This window comes from Caballeronia arvi (assembly GCF_001544695.2).
In the GTDB taxonomy this organism is placed as follows: domain Bacteria; phylum Pseudomonadota; class Gammaproteobacteria; order Burkholderiales; family Burkholderiaceae; genus Caballeronia; species Caballeronia arvi.
Map to the genome: position 1 here is coordinate 248722 of NZ_FCOM02000003.1, position 17497 is coordinate 266218.

Below are 17497 nucleotides of genomic sequence, written 5' to 3' on the forward strand. Positions count from 1 at the left end.
GAAATATTCGCGATACGTTGCGCGCAAACGTCAAAGCTGCGGATCGAGCAGCGCGACAACGCGTTCGACGAGCTTTTCGACGATCGGACGGCGGCGCCAGTCATCGAGCGTGATGCGCTTCGCGTGGGCGACGTCGTCGTCGAAAATCGCGGTCTGCTGACGCGCGAAATCGCGGTCGTAGATATTCAGGTTGGCTTCGTCGTTGAGCTTGAACGAGCGGCTGTCGAAATTGGTCGAGCCGACCGACACCAGATAGTCATCGACGATGATGAGCTTGCAGTGGAACATCGTCGGCTGATACTCGAATATCTCGACGCCCGCCGCGAGCAGATCGCCCCAGCACGCGCGCGACGCCTCGCGCACGGTATGCGTGTCGATGCGCTTGCCCGGCGTGATGATGCGCACTTCCACGCCGCGCCGCGCCGCCTCGACGATCGCGTTGATCGTCAGCTTGTCGGGCACGAAGTACGCGCTCGACAGATGGATGGAGTGCGTCGCGGCGGTGATCGCCATCAGATACATCAACTGCATGTCGTCGCTGCCGCCTGAAGGCGAGCTGCTGAACATGTGCGCGAGACCGTCGCCCGCGGCGTCGATCTCCGGAAAATATTGCGCGCCGTGCAGCACGTTGCCGGTCGCCTTGACCCAGTTGTCCATGAAGACCGCCTGCATCTGGCCGACCGCCGGGCCTTCGACGCGAAAATGCGTGTCGCGCCAGTGCTTCTCGTCCTGCGCGTGCCCGGTCCATTCCTCGGCGATGCCCACGCCGCCCGTGAAGCCGATGCGCCCGTCGATCACGAGCAATTTGCGGTGCGTGCGGTCGTTCATGCGCCCGAGGCCGGTCCAGTGCGGCTTGTGATACTGGATCACCTCTGCGCCCGCGTCGCGCAGCATGCGCAGGTAGCGCTTGTCCATCTTCGACGAGCCGACCCAGTCGAGCAGCACATGCACCGGCACGCCCGCGCGCGCCTTGTCGGACAATGCGCTGGCGATCTGCTCGCCGATCGCGCCCGACCAGTAGATGAACGTCTCGAACGTAATCGACGCCTGCGCCGAGCGGATGCCTTCGAGCATCGACGGAAAGATCTCGTCGCCGTTCAGGAGCACCTCGAAGCGGTTTTCCCCGACGACGGGCGGCCCGAGCAGCAGGCCCATCGAGCGGAGGAACTGCGGATCGTCGCTGGCGTACAGGCGTTCGATCTTGTGCTCGATCTTCTTTTCGCCGCTCGTCAGGTTCGCGATCACGAGCACGACGACGAGCGTCGCGACAATCGTCAGGGCAATCAAGGCAATCGTCGGCATGCGCGTCTCGCGAAGCGAACATTCGTCCGGAACCCTAGTTTAAGCAGGTTCCGGACCGCGCATCGCGCGCGTGCCCGATCAGCTCTTCGCCGGCATCCAGCCCTGATCCTGGCCGAGCTTCGCGATCTGCTTGGCGATGCTGTCGCCGAGGCGCTTCTCATCCGACGATACATCCGCGTGCTTCTTCTCCGACACGCCATGCAGCCCGCCCGACACCGCGAGCGAGGTCGCGACATGTCCGGCAACCGCGCCGACGCCCGCCATTTCCGCCACGCCCGGCATATGGCCGCTGTCCGCGTTCGCGTCGAATTGTTCGAGGAGTTGCGGTACGCCGTGCGCCGGCTTGTAGACGAGCTGCACGGTCGCGCCGACCTTGCTCTCACCCGCGCCGAGGCCGATCAGCACGCGGCGGCGGCGATTACCGGCATCGATCGTATTGAAGCTGCCTTCGACGACGAGCACGTTCTGGTCTTGCGGCGGCTGCACGTCGGCGCGGACGGCGCGCAGGCCCATCGACTGAAGCTTGGCGACGATCTCGTTCGCCACTTCCTCGCGCGCCGCGATGGCGTCCTGCGCCTGCTTCTGCGCTTGCGAATCGCCCGAGAAGGCCGAGCCGATCTTCGAGATCATGCCGTGATTGTCGAGCTTGACCTCGTTCGCATCGCTGGCGAATGCGTAGACGTAGATGGTGTCGGGGCGCGTCGCGGGCGCGGCGGCGGTCTGCGCGTACTGCGCGCCGTACTGGTTGTACTGGCTCGCCGCCTGCGCCGGATTGCTGCCGAATCCCGCCAGCACTGCCGTGCCGACGACGAGTCCGGCGAGCGCCGCGCCGCGCGCTTTCTTGAAGATTGCGTTGAGCGACGAGAATTTGATCGAGTTCGACATGGTGCATCTCCGTACCGGCCGCGCCGGGAATGATGTGGATGGATGCGTGATGGGGCTCTCGGTTCTCGCTGCTGCTTTGTTTCTCGATCACGCAGGCCAGACTATGGACGATGACCGCCCGCGAGGCCATCGAGCATTTATGTCGCTGCGTTTCAGCGGGCGCACAGGCGCGTGGCGCGGCGCTCAGCGGCCTTCAGCGACGTTTTGCGTCGGCTCTGCAGAGCACGCGGCTTCTGGTTAACATCGTCGGAACGCGTCGCGCAGGCGCATCGACGCAATCCGCAAAAAAACCGTTCAAAAGGAGCAAACATGGATCTCAAGATCGCCAGCAAGCTCGCACTCGTAACCGGATCGACGAAGGGCATCGGTCACGCCATCGCTGTAGCGCTTGCTCGCGAGGGCGCGCGCGTGATCGTCAACGGCCGCTCGCAGCCGTCCGTCGATGCGGCGCTCGCGAAGCTGCGCGAACTCGTGCCAAACGCGCAGGCCGAGGGCTTCGCCGGCGACATATCGGAAGCCGCGCAGGCGGACGCGCTCGTGAAGCGCTTTCCGCACGTCGATATCCTCGTGAACAACATGGGCATCTTCGATCCGAAACCTTTCGAAGAAATCTCCGACGACGAATGGCTGCGGTTCTTCAACGTGAACGTGATGTCGGGCGTGCGGCTCTCGCGCGCATATCTGCCGAAGATGAAGGAGAAGAACTGGGGCCGCGTCGTGTTCATCAGCAGCGAAAGCGGCATCCAGATTCCCGTCGAGATGATTCATTACGGCCTCACGAAAACCGCGCAGCTCGCGCTTTCGCGCGGACTCGCGGAGACATGCGCGGGCACGGGCGTCACAGTCAACTCGGTGCTGCCGGGGCCGACGAGTTCCGAAGGCGTCACCGATTTCGTCGAAAAGCTCTCCGGTGGAAAGAGCTTCGAAGACTTCGAGAAGCAGTTCTTCGAAGAAGCGCGCCCGACTTCGATTCTCAAGCGCTTCATCACGCCCGAGGAAATCGCGAATACGGTGGCTTACGTGTGCTCGGAACTGTCGTCGGCGACGAACGGCGCGGCGTTGCGCGCGGACGGCGGCGTCGTGCGCGCGGCATTCTGAGCGCTGGCTTATTTGGACGCGAGTTCGCGCGCCTGATCGAGCGCCGCCACGATGGCCGCGACGGTGCGCTCGCGCGCGGCTTCGTCGTTCTGGCGCAGCGCATACGACGGGTGATAGGTCGCGACGACGAGCTTGTCCCCGTACGGCACGACGCGCCCGACATGCGCAGACAGCGTCGCGCGCCGGCCGAACAGCGCAGCGAGCGCGGTCGCGCCGAGCGTGACGATCACGCGCGCGCCCACGCTCTGCATTTCCTGGTCGAGCCAGTACGAACACGCCTCGACTTCCTGCTGCGCGGGCGTCTTGTGCAGGCGACGCTTGCCGCGCGGTTCCCACTTGAAATGCTTGACCGCATTCGTCAGATAGACCTGCTCGCGCGGCACGCCGGCACGCTGCATCGCGTCGTCGAGCAATTGTCCCGCCGGGCCGACGAACGGTTCGCCCTTCAGGTCTTCCTGATCGCCGGGCTGTTCGCCGAGCAGCATGATGCGCGCATCCGACGGACCCGCGCCGCCCACCGCCTGCGTCGCATTGCGCCACAGATCGCAGCGCCGGCATGTATCGAGCGAGGTGGGTGCGTCGCGTTCGGGCTGCGCTTCGTTCGCTTCGACCTGAACCGCCTTGCCGCCGAGCGCGCCCACGCGCTGCGCCTGCGCGACGCGCCGCGCGCCGCCGCGCGCATCGCTGACGAGCTTCGGAATCAGCGCGCCTTCGGGCAGACCTTTCCAGAAGCGCACGGGCATGTGCTGCTCGAGCGCGGATTCGTTGAGGCGCGCGGGATTGAAAATGCTGCGGTAATAGGTCATCCACAGCGCTTCGGCGGCGTCGGGCGTGTCGCTCGTATGTTCCGATGCGAGCGCGCGGCGGCGCTCCAGTTGCAGCCGCTCGCCGTCGAACATGGCGGCGCCGTCGGGCGTCGCGATGAGCCATGTCGAGCGCCCCATGCGCGCCGCGAAATGTTCCGCGCCCCACGCGAGCACATCGTGATCGGGCTCGTACCACGCGACGTATTCGGGCGCGCCGAGCGACGCGTCGCGCTGACGAAAGCGCACATAGGCGATCATGTCGTGCTGCGCGCGGCGTACCGCCTTCGCCATCTTGTAGAGCCGCGCGCCGTCTTCATCCGCGGGCGATGCGACCGAGCGGTCTCCCTGCGCCCAGCGCCACAGCACGCGATAGAGAAAGCTCCATCGCCGCGCGTCGCGGAAATGCGCGGCGTCCTTCAACAGCGCCGCAAGTTCGCGCGAGACGCGTATCTGCGGCGCGTTGCCCGAGTCGACAGGCGGCGCGGATTCGTTGAACAGCGCGGGCTCCGCCTGCGACGTGCGCCAGTCGGTCGCTTCGGGCGCGAGCCCTTGCGCGAGCGCATCGAGCGCGGCGGCGCGCCAGGCGTCAAAATCGTCGTCGATGGCGATGACGTGCATCAGATCAGCGAGAGTTGCACCGGACCGGTGGCGAGCGCGCGTCGCAGAGCGTCCGACGACGCCTCGGAAAGCGGCGGCCGATAATCCGCCGTGACGACGAACGGCTTCACCTTGTCCATGCCGCAGCGCAGCCGCACGAGATCGTGATAGCGCACACGGCGCGTGCGCCGCAACTCGACGATGCGCTTCGCGTTGCGCATGCCGATGCCCGGCACACGCGCGATCATGCGCGCGGGCGCGGCGTTCAGATCGACGGGAAAGCGTTCGCGATGCGCGAGCGCCCATGCGAGCTTCGGATCGACGTCGAGCGGCAGGTTGCCGGCATCGCCGAGCAGTTCGGCGGCGCCGAATCCGTAGCCGCGCATCAGAAAATCGGCCTGATACAGACGATGTTCACGCAACAGCGGCGGCGCTTTCGACGGCACCCCCGACGGGCTGTCGGGAATCGGGCTGAACGCCGAGTAATAGACGCGCTTCAACTGATACGAGCCGTAGAGCGTTTCGGCGGTGCCGAGGATGGTGCGGTCGTCGGTTTCATCGGCGCCGACGATCATTTGCGTGCTCTGTCCCGCCGGCGCGAAACGCGGCGCCCGCGGCTCTGCTTCCGATTCCTCGCGCGCGACGCGGATATTGCCCATCGCCAGCTTGATCGTGCGGCCGCTTTTTTCCGGCGCGAGACGCTCGAGGCTGATTTCGGTCGGCAACTCGATATTCACGCTCAGACGGTCGGCATAACGTCCCGCCTGCGCGATGATTTCGGGGTCGGCATCGGGAATCGTCTTCAGATGAATATAGCCGCGAAACTGATGTTTCTCGCGCAGCGTTTTCGCGACGAGCACGAGCTGCTCCATCGTGTAGTTCGACGAACGAATCACGCCCGAACTCAGAAACAGGCCGTCGATGTAATTGCGGCGGTAGAAATCGAGTGTAAGGCTGACCACTTCTTCCGGCGTAAATCGCGCGCGCGGCACATTGCTCGAGCGGCGATTGATGCAGTAGCGGCAGTCATACAGACAAAAGTTCGTCAGCAAAATCTTGAGCAGCGAAACGCAGCGGCCGTCGGGCGTAAAGCTGTGACAGATGCCCGAGCCGGTGCTGGCGCCCAGGCCGTCGATGCCGCGAGACTCGCGCTTGGGGGCGCCGCCGCTTGCGCACGATGCGTCGTACTTGGCGGCGTCGGCGAGGATTTCGAGCTTTTCGGAGAGATCCATCTTGATGGCAATACTGTATGTATATACAGTATCTCACAGGAGTCATTGAGTCAAACATATAGCGCACACTTCGGACCTGCCTTCGCCAACTTACTCCTGGTAGCCCCTCATGCGTTTCGACTACAAGACGTTCCATATCGACTGCACCGCACGTCACGACGAGGACGGCAATTACTACGCTCACGCGAGAATCACGCGTTCGCCTGACGATCACACCGCACACGTGGAGGTCTTCGAATCCGGCGATCTCGACGCCTTCACGAGCGAGTGGGACGCCGTGCATTGCGCGCGCGCGTGGGCAATCGAATGGTGCGATGAGGCGCTGGCCTAGCGCTTGCGCGTCGTGTCCTGCCATCGCGAGCGGCACGGCGATTGCGCTAATGGTCGGGCGGCGCCGCAACGTTCTTGCGATGCGGTGCGCATCAATACCATCGATCAACGAGAGGACACCATGAAGAACGCAAAGAGAAGCTTGCTTGTTTCGGCCTTGATTCTGGGTCTGTCGGGTGCGGCGTTCGCGCAGGGCGCGGGTGGCGGGGGCGGCGGCGGAGCGGGTGCAGGCGGCGGCACGGCGGGTGGCAACGGCGCCGGTCAGGGCGGCACCGGCATGAGCACGCCGAATAGCGGCGGCGTGACGGGTTCGACTTCGGGCGCATCGGGTGCCAACACGATGGACTCGTCCCATAGCAACAAGATGCACAAGAACAGCAAGAGCGGTTCGAGCAGTTCCGGCTCGGGAACGTCGAGCGGCGGCGCCTCGAAGTCGTACTAAGCGCAACGAAGCATTCAGTTTGTGCAGCGCGCTCGTGCTTCGCGCAAGCCCGAGCGTTTTTTATCGGCCGCACGGTCAACTCACCCCTGCCAAAGTATCCCTGCCAAATAGGGATTTCTTGCGCATGGGCATCGCCGTAACTTAGCTCCTGAGCGCTATTCGTCGTTCTGCGACGGTTCTATTGCCGCGTCGGACGAACCCATTCGGCCCTTGCCGCCGCGCTCGATCCTATCCATCGACAAAGCTGCAAGGAGTCCGAGAATCGTGTTCCCGGCTGCTTGTGCATTCGTTTCAAGGAGCTGGAACATGAAGGCGAAACTTACCCCGAAACTTTTCGCGATGATGGCCGCTTGCGCGCTCACGACCAGCGTCGCCAGCATCGGCGCGGCGCACGCTCAGGGCATGTCCGCGGACCAACAGCAACTCGTTCAGACGATGCGCCCGATGTACATGTCGCAGGCCATGCCTGATCAGCAGCAGACCACCGCGATGCCCGCCATGCCCGCGGCGCAGGCAGACGAATCGGCATACGGCGGCATGCCGGCCGGCATGAGCGCATCCGCGAGCGGTCGCAGTCAGGGCAGTTGCGGCGACAAGCCGCGTTGCGACGTCTTCTTCGGTCAATGATCGACCGATGACTTCACGTTGCGGGCGCGAGTGATCGCCGCCCGCAACGTATTATCCGACGCCGATCGCGCCGTCGAAGAAAAGCGCGTGTCACGGCTCGCATAGCCAGAGGATTGCGCGTGGTGTCCCTTGCATACCCCGCGGCAGCGCGTAGCGCAGTGCCGGAGCTATTTCGTGCTGAACCGGCGCGCTTAAAGCTATCGGGCGGCAGACCGTGCGCGGTCCACGTCGCAACAGACCCACGAGAACACTCGCTACTCCGGGGGCCATTCACCCAATCGCCTGTGCCGCGGCCGGCATGAAGTGCTTAGGCTGGGGATAGCTGTTTCTTTGGTTACTTTCTTTGCAGCAGCAAAGAAAGTGACTGCCGCCCCGCACAGGGGCAACGCTAATAAACCAACGCGAAAGTGGGATCCGGCGAAAGCAAAAAAGCAAAACCGAAAGCAACCATCAAGCATGCCGATGCTCCGGCATCCTCTCACGCCCCGAGTCCTCCACCCGCAGCCCCGCGCCCGGAATCTCACGCCCACGCAGCGAGCACCCGACCGTCTCGGTAACGAACACCAACGCAACGGCTCCGACCGCACAAGCGGCCATCATGTAATAAGCCGGCACCAGCGTATTACCCGTGCGACCGATAAGCCAATCAGTCACCATCGGCGCAGTGCCGCCAAAAACCGAAGTCGACAAGTTATAGGCGATCGCCATACCCGCATAACGCGCTTGCGTCGGGAACATCGCAGGAAACATCGCCGAGATGCTCGCAAGTTGCGGCACATAGAGCAGACCCAGCACCGCAAGTCCGATCAACGCGCCCGCGATGCCATGCGACATCAGCGAGAACATCGGCACGGCGGCGACGAACAACCCCACGAGCGACAGCCACCACACCTTCTTGCGCCCGATGCGATCCGACAGCGCACCCGCGAATGGCAGCAGCACCATCATCGACAGCATGCCGATCAAGGGAAGCAGCAGCGAAAGGTTGTCGCTCATGCCGAGCTCCTTCTTCATGAAGGTCGGCATATAAGCGAGCAGCACGTAATTCACGACGTTGAGCGCGACGACCAGGCCGCCGAGCTGCAGCAACGGCTTCCAGTATTGCGAGAACAGCTCGCGCAGCGGCACGCCCTTGTGTTGCTCACGCTCCGCAGCCTCGGCGCACTCGCGGAACACCGGCGTATCTTCCATCTTCGAGCGCAGATACAGGCCGATCAGACCGAGCGGCGCTGCAACGAGGAACGGCAAGCGCCAGCCCCATGCGTGCATCGCGTCGTTGCCGAGGAGAACCGAGCAGCCGAGCATCAGGAACGCGCCGAGCGAGAAGCCCGCGAGCGTGCCGAATTCGAGGAAGCTGCCGCAAAAGCCGCGCTTGTGATCGGGCGCGTACTCGGCCATGAAGGTCGCCGCGCCGCCGTACTCGCCGCCCGTCGAAAAGCCCTGGATCATGCGCAGCGCGATGAGCGCCACCGGCGCCCATATGCCGATGCTCGCGTACGAAGGCAAGAGGCCGACGACGAGCGTCGCCATCGACATGATGATGATGGTCAGCGCCAGCACATGCTTGCGGCCGAGCCGGTCGCCGAGCGGCCCCCAGAAGAGCCCGCCGAGCGGCCGCACGAGGAAGGAAATCGCGAAGGTCGCGAGCGCGAAGAGCGTCGCCTGCGCGGTGCTGCCGGGAAAGAGCGCGGCCGAGATGTAGGTGAGGCCGTAGCTGTAGATGCCGTAGTCGAACCACTCGGTCGCATTGCCGATGGCCGATGCCGCCATCGCGCGCCTGATCGGGCCGCGCGCGTGAGCATCATCGGACGCCGTCTGCGCGTCTTGCCTCGTGGTGGGTTGCACGTAACTCATAGTCGTTTTCCGGATGCGTCAGTGACCCGGTGCCGCGCCCGAATCCGCGCGCATCGCACCGCCTTGAGGTCAAGATACAGACGCATGCCGCCCGCCTCGCATGTCCTAGGACGATAAGCACGCTGGGGTTTTCCCCGAAGCACAGGCGGTTCTCGATCGTCGACGGCGGCTTAGCGGGATGTCATAGGACATTCTGGCGCGACGAAAGACGACGTTCACGGCTCCGGACTGGCGATGTCAGCCGTGACGATGCGCCGCCCGAGCGCCTCGGCGGCGCGTCGCGCATCGTCGCTGGATTCGAATGGGCCGATGGTCTCGCAGCCATCGAACGGATAGAGCACGCGCCTGTCGCGCTTTCTCACGACCTTCAAGGTGCCGATGTGCATGCCCGTCGCGTTCACTACGTACGATGCGTAGATGTCGAAGCCCTCGTATGTCCCTGCATCGGATATCGGTGTGGTTCTGGGCATCGGTCTGGACATGGTTTTGCTTAAGGACGCGCTGGCAAGGATGGGAGGCGACTCTTCTCGCTTCAGCGAAACGCTTAGCAAACTGCGTTCCGCGCTATGGACGGCACGGCGAGAATGAACGCAGAGCGCCTCGAGCAGGTAAGCAAATTGCTATCGTGCAACGGCTCAGGCCGCGCCGCACCGGGCACCCCGAGCGCCTTTAAATACGGGCCTGTCGCGCGCACGGCGGCCGCGAGAGAAGCGTTTTCCGTGCGAGAATCCGAGAATCGTTTTCGCCCGCCCTCTCAGGCGCCGCGCGACCGATTCGAACCCAATACCGGCACCTTTCCGTGCCAGGACGTCGCCACATCGAGAAACCGGGCGAGGAGACCAAGCGTCGATGAAAGCTGACAATCTGATCGCGGATACGAGGATGAGCGGGCTCGACCCGACCTTCCTGCTGGGCGGCGGCGAAATGGGCGCGCTCATCCGCGGTTTCGACTGGACGCAAACGTCGCTCGGCGCGCCCGCGCATTGGCCGCAAAGTCTGAAGACGGCCATCCGCATCATGCTGACGTCGCGCCAGCCGATCTGGGTCGGCTGGGGCACCGACCTGCTGTTCTTCTACAACGACGCGTACAAGTCGATCATCGGCGGCAAGCATCCGCAAGCGCTCGGCCAGCCGACCTCCGCCGTGTGGCGCGAAATCTGGAACGAGATCGGCCCGCTGCTCGACACCGCGCTCACAGGCGTCGAAGGCACTTACGTCGAACAGAAGCTCCTCATCATGGAGCGCAACGGCTTTCCGGAGGAAACGTATTACACGTTCTCCTACAGCCCGATTCCCGATGACCGCGGCGGCGCGGGCGGCATCATCTGCGCGAACAGCGACGACACCCAGCGCGTGCTCGGCGAGCGTCAGCTGAACGTGCTGCGCGAACTGGCGGCATCGGCGGCGGATGCGCGCAACTGGCGCGACGCGTGCGAACTGTCGATGCGCGCGCTCGAAGGCGCATCGCGCGACATGCCCTTCGCCCTGCTCTACGCAGCCGAGCCCGGGGGCGACACGGCGACGCTCGTCGGCCCGTGCGGCATCGCAGCGGGACATCCTGCCGCGCCGGCGATATTGCATGCGGCGCACGCACATCCGTGGCCTTTCGCCGACGTGCTGCGCGACAACCAGGCGCGCGTCGTGACCGGTCTCGACGAGCGCTTCGCCGCGCCGCTGCCGACGGGCGCATGGGGCACGCCGCCGCAAAGCGCGGTGCTGCTGCCCATCGCGCCATCGGGTGAGACTGGCCGCGCGGGCGTGCTGATCGCGGCGCTCAATCCGTACCGGCTCTTCGACGAAAGCTATCGCGCGTTCATGAATCTGGTCGCGGGCCAGATCGGCGCGGCGATCGGCTACGCGCACGCGTACGACGAAGAGCGCCGCCGCGCCGAAGCGCTCGCCGAAATCGACCGCGCGAAAACCACGTTCTTCTCCAACATCAGTCACGAGTTCAGGACGCCGCTCACGCTGATGCTCGGTCCGCTCGAAGAACTGCTCGCGAGCCCGGAGCGCGTCAGCCGCGAGGATTTGCGCATCGTCGAGATCATGCATCGCAACGGCTTGCGGCTGCTCAAGCTCGTGAATGCGCTGCTCGACTTTTCGCGCATCGAGGCGGGACGCATCGAGATTCATCGGCAGCCGACTGATCTCGCCGTGTTCACCGCCGAGCTCGCATCGCTGTTTCGCTCGGCCATCGAATCGGCCGGGCTGCGCCTCGAAATCGATATGCCGCCGGCGCCCGTGATCGCGGACATCGACCGCGACATGTGGGAAAAGATCGTGATGAACCTGCTGTCGAACGCGTTCAAGTTCACGTTCGATGGCGTCATCCACATCGCCCTGCATGCGAACACCGATCAAGGCATCGAACTATGCGTGCGCGATACCGGCATCGGCATTCCCGAGCACGAACTGGCGCGCGTGTTCGAGCGCTTCCATCGTGTCGCGGGCGCGGCCGGCCGCTCGGTGGAAGGCAGCGGCATCGGCCTCGCGATGGTCCAGGAGCTCGTGAAACTGCACGCCGGCTCGATCCGCGCGCAAAGCACGCTCGGCGATGGCGCGTGCTTCACGGTCACGCTGCCCGCGCCGCGCGAGCGTGTCAGCGCGGAAAATGGCGCGCCGCATGCCGAAGCGAGCATCCGCGCGCGCTCGTATGTCGATGCCGCCATGCGCTGGATGCCGGACGCGGGCGCGCCGCCCGAACTCGAAAGCGACGAAGACGCGCCGCTCGGCGTGAGCGCGGCCGACGAGCCCACGCCGCCCGACGCGATGCCGGGCCGCGTGCTGATCGTCGACGACAACGCCGATCTGCGCGACTACATGCGCCGCATGCTCGCCGCGGCGGGCCACGACGTGAGCGTCGCCGCCGATGGCGAAGCCGCGCTCGCGATGGCCCGCGAAGTGCGTCCGGAGGTCATCGTCTCCGACGTGATGATGCCGCGCCTCGACGGCTTCGCGCTGCTCGCCGCGCTGCGCGAGGACGAGGCGCTGCGCGAGACGCCGGTCGTGCTGCTGTCCGCGCGCGCGGGCGAGGAAGCGCGCGTGGGCGGCCTTGAAGCGGGCGCGGACGACTATCTGACCAAGCCATTTTCCGCGCGCGAACTGCTTGCGCGCGTGGCCAGCAACCTGCGGCTCGCGCGGCTGCGTCACGCGACCGAGCAGAAGCTGCGCGACGAATCGCGCACGCTCGAGATTCTCAATCGCGTCGGCACGACGGTCGCGGGCGAGCTCGAACTGAGCCGCGCGGTGCAGGTCGTCGTCGATGCCGCGACGGAGCTGACCGGCGCCGCCTTCGGCTCGTTCTTCTACAACGTGCTCGACGACAAAGGTGGCAGCTACACGCTCTACACACTGTCGGGCGTGCCGAAGGATACGTTCGCGAAATTCCCGATGCCGCGCAACACCGCCGTGTTCGGCCCGACGTTCGCGGGCGTTGGCATCGTGCGCTCGGACGACATCACGAAGGATCCGCGCTACGGTCACAACGCGCCGCATCACGGCATGCCGCAAGGCCATCTCGCCGTGCGCAGCTATCTCGCCGCGCCGGTGCTTTCGCGCACGGGCGAAGTGCTCGGCGGACTGTTCTTCGGGCATCCGGAACCGGGCGTGTTCAACGAGCGCGCGGAGCGCATCGTCACGGGCATCGCATCGCAGGCGGCGATCGCGATCGACAATGCGCGGCTTTTTCAGGCCGCGCAGACCGAGATCGCTGAACGGACGAAGGCGCAGGACGCGCTGCGCGATCTGAACGAGACGCTGGAACGGCGCGTGGCCGACGCCGTCGCCGATCGCGACCGTCTGTGGGAACTGAGCGAGGATCTCTTCTACGTCGCGAGCTTCGAGGGCGCGCTCCTGCGCGTGAGCCCTTCGTGGACGAGCGTGCTCGGCTTCGATTCCCAGCGCCTGCATTCGCACACGGTGATGGATCTCGTGCATCCGGACGATGCGCGCGCCGCGGCCGCGGAGCTCGACAGCCTGCGCGCCAGCGGCCTGCCCGTGCGCTACGAGTGCCGGCTTTCCCGCGCCGAGGGCGGCTGGCGCTGGATCGCGTGGACCGTGTCGCTCGATCCGCGCACGCGGCGCATCCACGGCGTGGGCCGCGACGTCACCGCGGACCGCGAGACCGCCGAAGCGCTGCGTCACGCGGAAGAAGCGCTGCGCATGGCGCAGAAGATGGAAGCGATCGGCAAGCTGACGGGCGGCGTCGCGCATGACTTCAATAATCTGCTGCAGGTCATCGGCGGCAATCTGCAGTTGCTCGCGAAGGACGTCGCGGGACAGGACAAGCCCGAGCAGCGCGTGAAGAATGCGCTCGCGGGCGTCGCGCGCGGCGCGAATCTTGCCTCGCAACTGCTTGCGTTCGGCAGACGCCAGCCGCTCGCGCCGAAGGTCGTCAATCTGGGCCGCTTCGTGCGCGGCCTCGACGACATGTTCCGCCGCGCGCTCGGCGACGGCATCGAGATCGAGACCATCGTGTCGGGCGGCTTGTGGAATACGCTCGTCGATCCGTTTCAGGTCGAGAACGCGCTGCTCAATCTCGCGATCAATGCGCGCGACGCAATGGCCGGTCACGGCAAGCTGACGATCGAAGCGGGCAATGCCTCGCTGGACGAAACCTACGCCATGCGCAACGCCGATGTCTCGCCGGGCCAGTACGTGATGGTCGCGGTGACGGACACGGGCTCGGGCATGTCGCCCGAAGTGCAGGAGCGCGCGTTCGAGCCGTTCTTCACGACCAAGCGCGAGGGACAGGGCACGGGCCTCGGCCTTTCGATGGTCTATGGCTTCGTCAAGCAATCCGGCGGGCACGTGAAGGTGTATAGCGAGCAGGGACACGGGACGACGGTGCGTATCTATCTGCCGCGCGCGCGCAAGGAAGAGGATCTGGAGACGAACGTCGATTCCGGTCCGGCGAAGGGCGGCAGGGAGACCATTCTCGTCGCCGAGGACGATGAGGAAGTACGCGCGACGGTTGTCGAACTGCTCGCCGATCTGGGTTATCGCGTGCTGCGGGCGAAGGATGCGCAGAGCGCGTTGGCGATCGTCGAGAGCGGCGTGCCGATCGATCTGCTGTTCACCGATGTCGTCATGCCGGGGCCGTTGCGCAGCACGGAGCTTGCGAGGAAGGCGCGTGAGCGTGTGCCGGGTATTGCGGTGCTGTTCACCTCGGGTTATACGGATAACGCGATCGTGCATGCGGGACGGCTCGACGAAGGCATCGATTTGTTGAGTAAGCCTTATACGCATGAAGCGCTCGCGCGCAAGGTGCGGCAGATGTTGGCGCAGCGGGTGCCGGCGCCGGCGGTCATCGACAGGATCGTGCCTGGCCTTGCGCAGGAGGATGTGCTTTCTCACATGCGCGTGCTGTTCGTCGAAGACAATGAACTCGTGCGTGCGAGTACTGCGGAGCTGTTGCGTACCTTTGGGGTCGATCTGGCCGATGCCGGCAGCTTCGATGAGGCGATGGCTTTGTTGCGGGAGCATCGGTTCGAACTGCTGCTGACGGATGTGGATCTTGCGGGACGGTCGGGGGTGGAGTTGGCGATTGCCGCTTGTCGCGAGACGCCGGGGTTGGGTGTGGTGTTCGTTACTGGGTATGAGCTCGCGCTCAGCGAGGATGAGCGGAGGGTTCTGCCTCGTGCAGTGCAGTTGCGTAAGCCGTTTGATCCGCTTGCTTTGATCGATGCTTTGAGTGCTGCGGTTAGGTAGGTTTTTTGCTTGCCTTGCTTTGCTTTTTCTGTCGTGGAAGCCTGTTTTCGTGTCGGTTTATTAGCTTCGCCCCTGTGCGGGGCGGCAGTCACTTTCTTTGCTGCTGCAAAGAAAGTAACCAAAGAAACAGCTATCCCCAGCCTAAGCACTTCATACCGGCCGCGGCACAGAACTAATCTCGTGGTCCGGCAGTAGCGAGTGCCCTCATAGGCCTAACCGGGCTTGGATCGCGCACGGTCCGACACATCGCACCGCACTACTGACTGGTTCAGCACAAAATAGCTCCAGCCCGCTTCGCGGCCGATGGGTCAGGCGGGTGCGGGTGCGGGTGCGTGGTTTCCCTTGCATACCCGACGGCAGCGCGTAGCGCTGTGCCGAAGCTATTTCGTGCTGAACCAGTATCTTCAAAGTTATGGTTTGTCAGACCGTGCGCGGTCCACGCCCGACAAGACCTTTGAGGGCACTCGCTACTGCCGGACCACAAATCGATCGCCTGTGCCGCGGCCGGCGTGAAGTACTTTGGATGGGGATAGCTGCTTTCTTTGGTGACTTTCTTTGCAGCAGCAAAGAAAGTTACCCCCGCCCCGGGGAGGGGCATCGCTAATAAACCAACGCGAAATCAGGATTCACTAGAGGCGCATGCAAGCGCGCGCCGCTTCCTCACACCCTCAGCAAGCAAATCAAGCACCGGCTCGCTCTGAGTCCACCCAAGGCAAGCATCGGTAACCGACACACCATGCCGAAGCGGCACCCCCGGCTTCAAATCCTGCCGCCCCTCCTCCAGATGACTCTCGATCATCACGCCCGTGATGCGCCGCTCCCCCGCTTCCAGTTGCCGCGCGATGTCCTCCGCGACATCCACCTGCCTAAGATGCGACTTGTTAGAGTTGGCATGCGAGCAATCGATCATCACCTGCTCGCGCTGTCCGAGCGCCGCCAGCGCGCCGCACGCAGCCGCGACGTTTTCGGCATCGTAGTTCGGCCCCTTCTTGCCGCCGCGCAGAATGACGTGGCAGTCGTCGTTGCCGCGCGTCTCGAAGATCGCAGCCATGCCCATCTTCGTCATGCCCATGAATGCGTGGCTCGCGCCCGCCGCGACGATCGCGTCCGCCGCGACTTGCACGCCGCCATCGGTGCCATTCTTGAAGCCGATCGGACAGCTCAGACCCGATGCCAGTTGCCGATGACTCTGGCTCTCCGTCGTACGCGCGCCGATCGCGCCCCACGCGATCAGATCGGCGATGTATTGCGGGCTCAGCAGATCGAGAAACTCCGTCGCAGTCGGCAAGCCGAGGCCGCTGATATCGAGCAGAAGTTCACGCGCACGGCGCAGGCCTTCGTTGATACGAAAGCTCCCGTCGAGACGCGGATCGTTGATATAGCCTTTCCAGCCGACCGTCGTGCGCGGCTTCTCGAAGTACACGCGCATCACGATGAACAGATCGTCGCGCAGCCGGTCCGCGACGGCTTTCAGGCGCTGCGCATATTCCATCGCCTGATCGTGATCGTGAATGGAGCACGGGCCGACCACGACGACGAGCCTGTCGTCGCGCCCGTGAAGAATATTCGCGATGTGCGCGCGGCTCTCTTCGACGAGCGTCTGCACGCCCGGCGTCACCGGCAATTCATCGAGCAAGAGCGCGGGCGAAATCAGCGGACGCACCGCGCCGATACGCGTGTCGTCGATGCGGGTCGTGTCTTGCGTGGAGTCGGCCACGCCTGCCTCCTGATCGCGGGAGGGATTGTCGATGCGGGTCAAGATAGGCTCCGTCATGCGTGATTGATGCAGAATTCAGGGACTTTGTGCGTGCTTTCCGCGCGCTTTCCGCCTTTCGGCGCAAACATTCATTATCGCATCTCGACGCCGCAAGCGCGGGATCGTGCGTATGATGAAGCCCATACGACATCCTCAAGTGGAGCGGACCATGCGCATCGAAACGTCATTTCTGTTCGACCTCGACGGCACGCTCGTCGATAGCGTCTATCAACATGTGCTCGCGTGGAAGGAAGCGCTCGACGCGGAAGGGATCGAGTTGTCCGTGTGGCGCATTCATCGCAAGATCGGCATGAGCGGAGGCCTCTTCACCAATCAACTGCTGCGCGAGACGCACGGCGAAATCAGCGCGGATCGCGTCGAGCATCTGCGTCAACTGCATGCGCAAGCGTATAAGCGTCTGCGCGCGCAGGTGTGTCCGCTGCCGGGCGCCCGCGAACTGCTCGACGCGCTGACGAACGCCGGCACACGCTGGGCCATCGCGACGAGCGGACGCATGGAAACCGCGCAGGTGAATCTCGAAGCGCTGGGCGTCGATCCGGCCAAACAAGTGGTCATTACGCGCGACATGGTGAAGTACGCGAAGCCCGATCCCGATCTGTTCCTCGCCGCGGCCGAGAGGCTGAACGTGCCGATCGAACATACGGTCGTCGTCGGCGACAGCATCTGGGACATGCTTGCCGCTCGGCGTTGCCGCTCGCTCGGCGTCGGCCTGCTGTCGGGCGGTTACGGCAGCGATGAACTCGAACGCTCGGGCGCGCTGCGCGTCTATGAAGATCCCGCCGACCTGCTGCTGCATCTCGATGAAGTCGCTGCACGGCCATAACCAGCCGTGAGATGA

The 17497-nt window shown here is 64.5% G+C and carries 13 protein-coding genes; 6 read left to right on the plus strand and 7 right to left on the minus strand.

Annotation, left to right across the window (positions count from 1 at the left end):
* Positions 1 to 30: 30 nt before the first annotated feature.
* Positions 31 to 1302, minus strand: a complete 1272-nt coding sequence (cls, locus tag AWB74_RS05860; protein WP_061145820.1) for a cardiolipin synthase — start codon at positions 1300 to 1302, stop codon at positions 31 to 33.
* 78 nt (positions 1303 to 1380) lie between these two features.
* Positions 1381 to 2187 carry a DUF4410 domain-containing protein gene (locus tag AWB74_RS05865; protein ID WP_061145821.1) on the minus strand — a complete coding sequence of 269 codons (807 nt, stop codon included), beginning with the start codon at positions 2185 to 2187 and terminating at the stop codon, positions 1381 to 1383.
* A 309-nt stretch (positions 2188 to 2496) separates the two neighbouring features.
* Between AWB74_RS05865 and AWB74_RS05870 the strand changes: the two genes are divergently transcribed.
* Positions 2497 to 3285, plus strand: coding sequence for an SDR family NAD(P)-dependent oxidoreductase (locus tag AWB74_RS05870; protein WP_061145822.1), 789 nt, complete (start codon positions 2497 to 2499; stop codon positions 3283 to 3285).
* An 8-nt stretch (positions 3286 to 3293) separates the two neighbouring features.
* Here AWB74_RS05870 and AWB74_RS05875 read toward each other — a convergent pair whose 3' ends face one another.
* Positions 3294 to 4709, minus strand: coding sequence for a UdgX family uracil-DNA binding protein (locus tag AWB74_RS05875; RefSeq protein ID WP_061145823.1), 1416 nt, complete (start codon positions 4707 to 4709; stop codon positions 3294 to 3296).
* The gene (locus tag AWB74_RS05880) at positions 4709 to 5920 is read right to left on the minus strand and encodes a putative DNA modification/repair radical SAM protein (RefSeq protein ID WP_061145824.1); all 1212 of its coding nucleotides are present in this window, start codon (positions 5918 to 5920) and stop codon (positions 4709 to 4711) included. The genes AWB74_RS05875 and AWB74_RS05880 overlap by 1 nt, the downstream gene beginning before the upstream one ends.
* A gap of 109 nt (positions 5921 to 6029) precedes the next feature.
* Between AWB74_RS05880 and AWB74_RS05885 the strand changes: the two genes are divergently transcribed.
* The 3 genes from AWB74_RS05885 (at position 6030) to AWB74_RS05895 (ending at position 7319) form a co-directional block, all read left to right on the plus strand.
* On the plus strand, positions 6030 to 6251 hold the full coding sequence (locus AWB74_RS05885) for a hypothetical protein (protein ID WP_061145825.1): 222 nt from the start codon (positions 6030 to 6032) through the stop codon (positions 6249 to 6251).
* A 120-nt stretch (positions 6252 to 6371) separates the two neighbouring features.
* Entirely contained in the window at positions 6372 to 6692 is a 321-nt protein-coding gene (locus AWB74_RS05890; protein WP_235024492.1) for a hypothetical protein, read from the plus strand.
* 306 nt (positions 6693 to 6998) lie between these two features.
* Complete coding sequence (locus tag AWB74_RS05895) at positions 6999 to 7319, plus strand: hypothetical protein (protein WP_235024493.1); 321 nt, start codon at positions 6999 to 7001, stop codon at positions 7317 to 7319.
* A 450-nt stretch (positions 7320 to 7769) separates the two neighbouring features.
* Here AWB74_RS05895 and AWB74_RS05900 read toward each other — a convergent pair whose 3' ends face one another.
* Both AWB74_RS05900 and AWB74_RS05905 read right to left on the minus strand, forming a co-directional pair.
* Entirely contained in the window at positions 7770 to 9173 is a 1404-nt protein-coding gene (locus AWB74_RS05900; RefSeq protein ID WP_061145826.1) for an MFS transporter, read from the minus strand.
* Positions 9174 to 9388: 215 nt separating this feature from the next.
* Positions 9389 to 9643 (minus strand): DUF6723 family protein, encoded by a 255-nt coding sequence (locus AWB74_RS05905; protein WP_087038863.1) that lies wholly within the window; start codon positions 9641 to 9643, stop codon positions 9389 to 9391.
* Between the two features lie 379 nt (positions 9644 to 10022).
* On the opposite strand from AWB74_RS05905, the gene AWB74_RS05910 reads away from it, so the two are divergent.
* Positions 10023 to 14882 carry a response regulator gene (locus AWB74_RS05910; RefSeq protein ID WP_061145828.1) on the plus strand — a complete coding sequence of 1620 codons (4860 nt, stop codon included), beginning with the start codon at positions 10023 to 10025 and terminating at the stop codon, positions 14880 to 14882.
* Between the two features lie 619 nt (positions 14883 to 15501).
* Here the strand turns inward: AWB74_RS05910 and AWB74_RS05920 are convergent.
* A complete protein-coding gene (locus AWB74_RS05920) occupies positions 15502 to 16641 on the minus strand; it encodes a 3-deoxy-7-phosphoheptulonate synthase (protein ID WP_061145919.1) in 1140 nt (379 codons plus the stop codon).
* 166 nt (positions 16642 to 16807) lie between these two features.
* On the opposite strand from AWB74_RS05920, the gene AWB74_RS05925 reads away from it, so the two are divergent.
* Positions 16808 to 17482: an HAD family hydrolase gene (locus AWB74_RS05925; RefSeq protein ID WP_061123059.1), complete on the plus strand. Its 675-nt coding sequence runs from the start codon at positions 16808 to 16810 to the stop codon at positions 17480 to 17482.
* Positions 17483 to 17497: the final 15 nt, after the last annotated feature.

Coding starts and splice junctions, on each gene's coding strand:
- AWB74_RS05890 (WP_235024492.1), top strand. CDS start 6,372: ATGAAGAACGCAAAGAGAAGCTTGCTTGTTTCGGCCTTGATTCTGGGT.
- AWB74_RS05925 (WP_061123059.1), top strand. CDS start 16,808: ATGCGCATCGAAACGTCATTTCTGTTCGACCTCGACGGCACGCTCGTC.
- AWB74_RS05885 (WP_061145825.1), top strand. CDS start 6,030: ATGCGTTTCGACTACAAGACGTTCCATATCGACTGCACCGCACGTCAC.
- AWB74_RS05900 (WP_061145826.1), bottom strand. CDS start 9,173: ATGAGTTACGTGCAACCCACCACGAGGCAAGACGCGCAGACGGCGTCC.
- AWB74_RS05875 (WP_061145823.1), bottom strand. CDS start 4,709: ATGCACGTCATCGCCATCGACGACGATTTTGACGCCTGGCGCGCCGCC.
- AWB74_RS05905 (WP_087038863.1), bottom strand. CDS start 9,643: ATGCCCAGAACCACACCGATATCCGATGCAGGGACATACGAGGGCTTC.
- AWB74_RS05865 (WP_061145821.1), bottom strand. CDS start 2,187: ATGTCGAACTCGATCAAATTCTCGTCGCTCAACGCAATCTTCAAGAAA.
- AWB74_RS05880 (WP_061145824.1), bottom strand. CDS start 5,920: ATGGATCTCTCCGAAAAGCTCGAAATCCTCGCCGACGCCGCCAAGTAC.
- AWB74_RS05910 (WP_061145828.1), top strand. CDS start 10,023: ATGAAAGCTGACAATCTGATCGCGGATACGAGGATGAGCGGGCTCGAC.
- AWB74_RS05870 (WP_061145822.1), top strand. CDS start 2,497: ATGGATCTCAAGATCGCCAGCAAGCTCGCACTCGTAACCGGATCGACG.
- AWB74_RS05895 (WP_235024493.1), top strand. CDS start 6,999: ATGAAGGCGAAACTTACCCCGAAACTTTTCGCGATGATGGCCGCTTGC.
- cls (WP_061145820.1), bottom strand. CDS start 1,302: ATGCCGACGATTGCCTTGATTGCCCTGACGATTGTCGCGACGCTCGTC.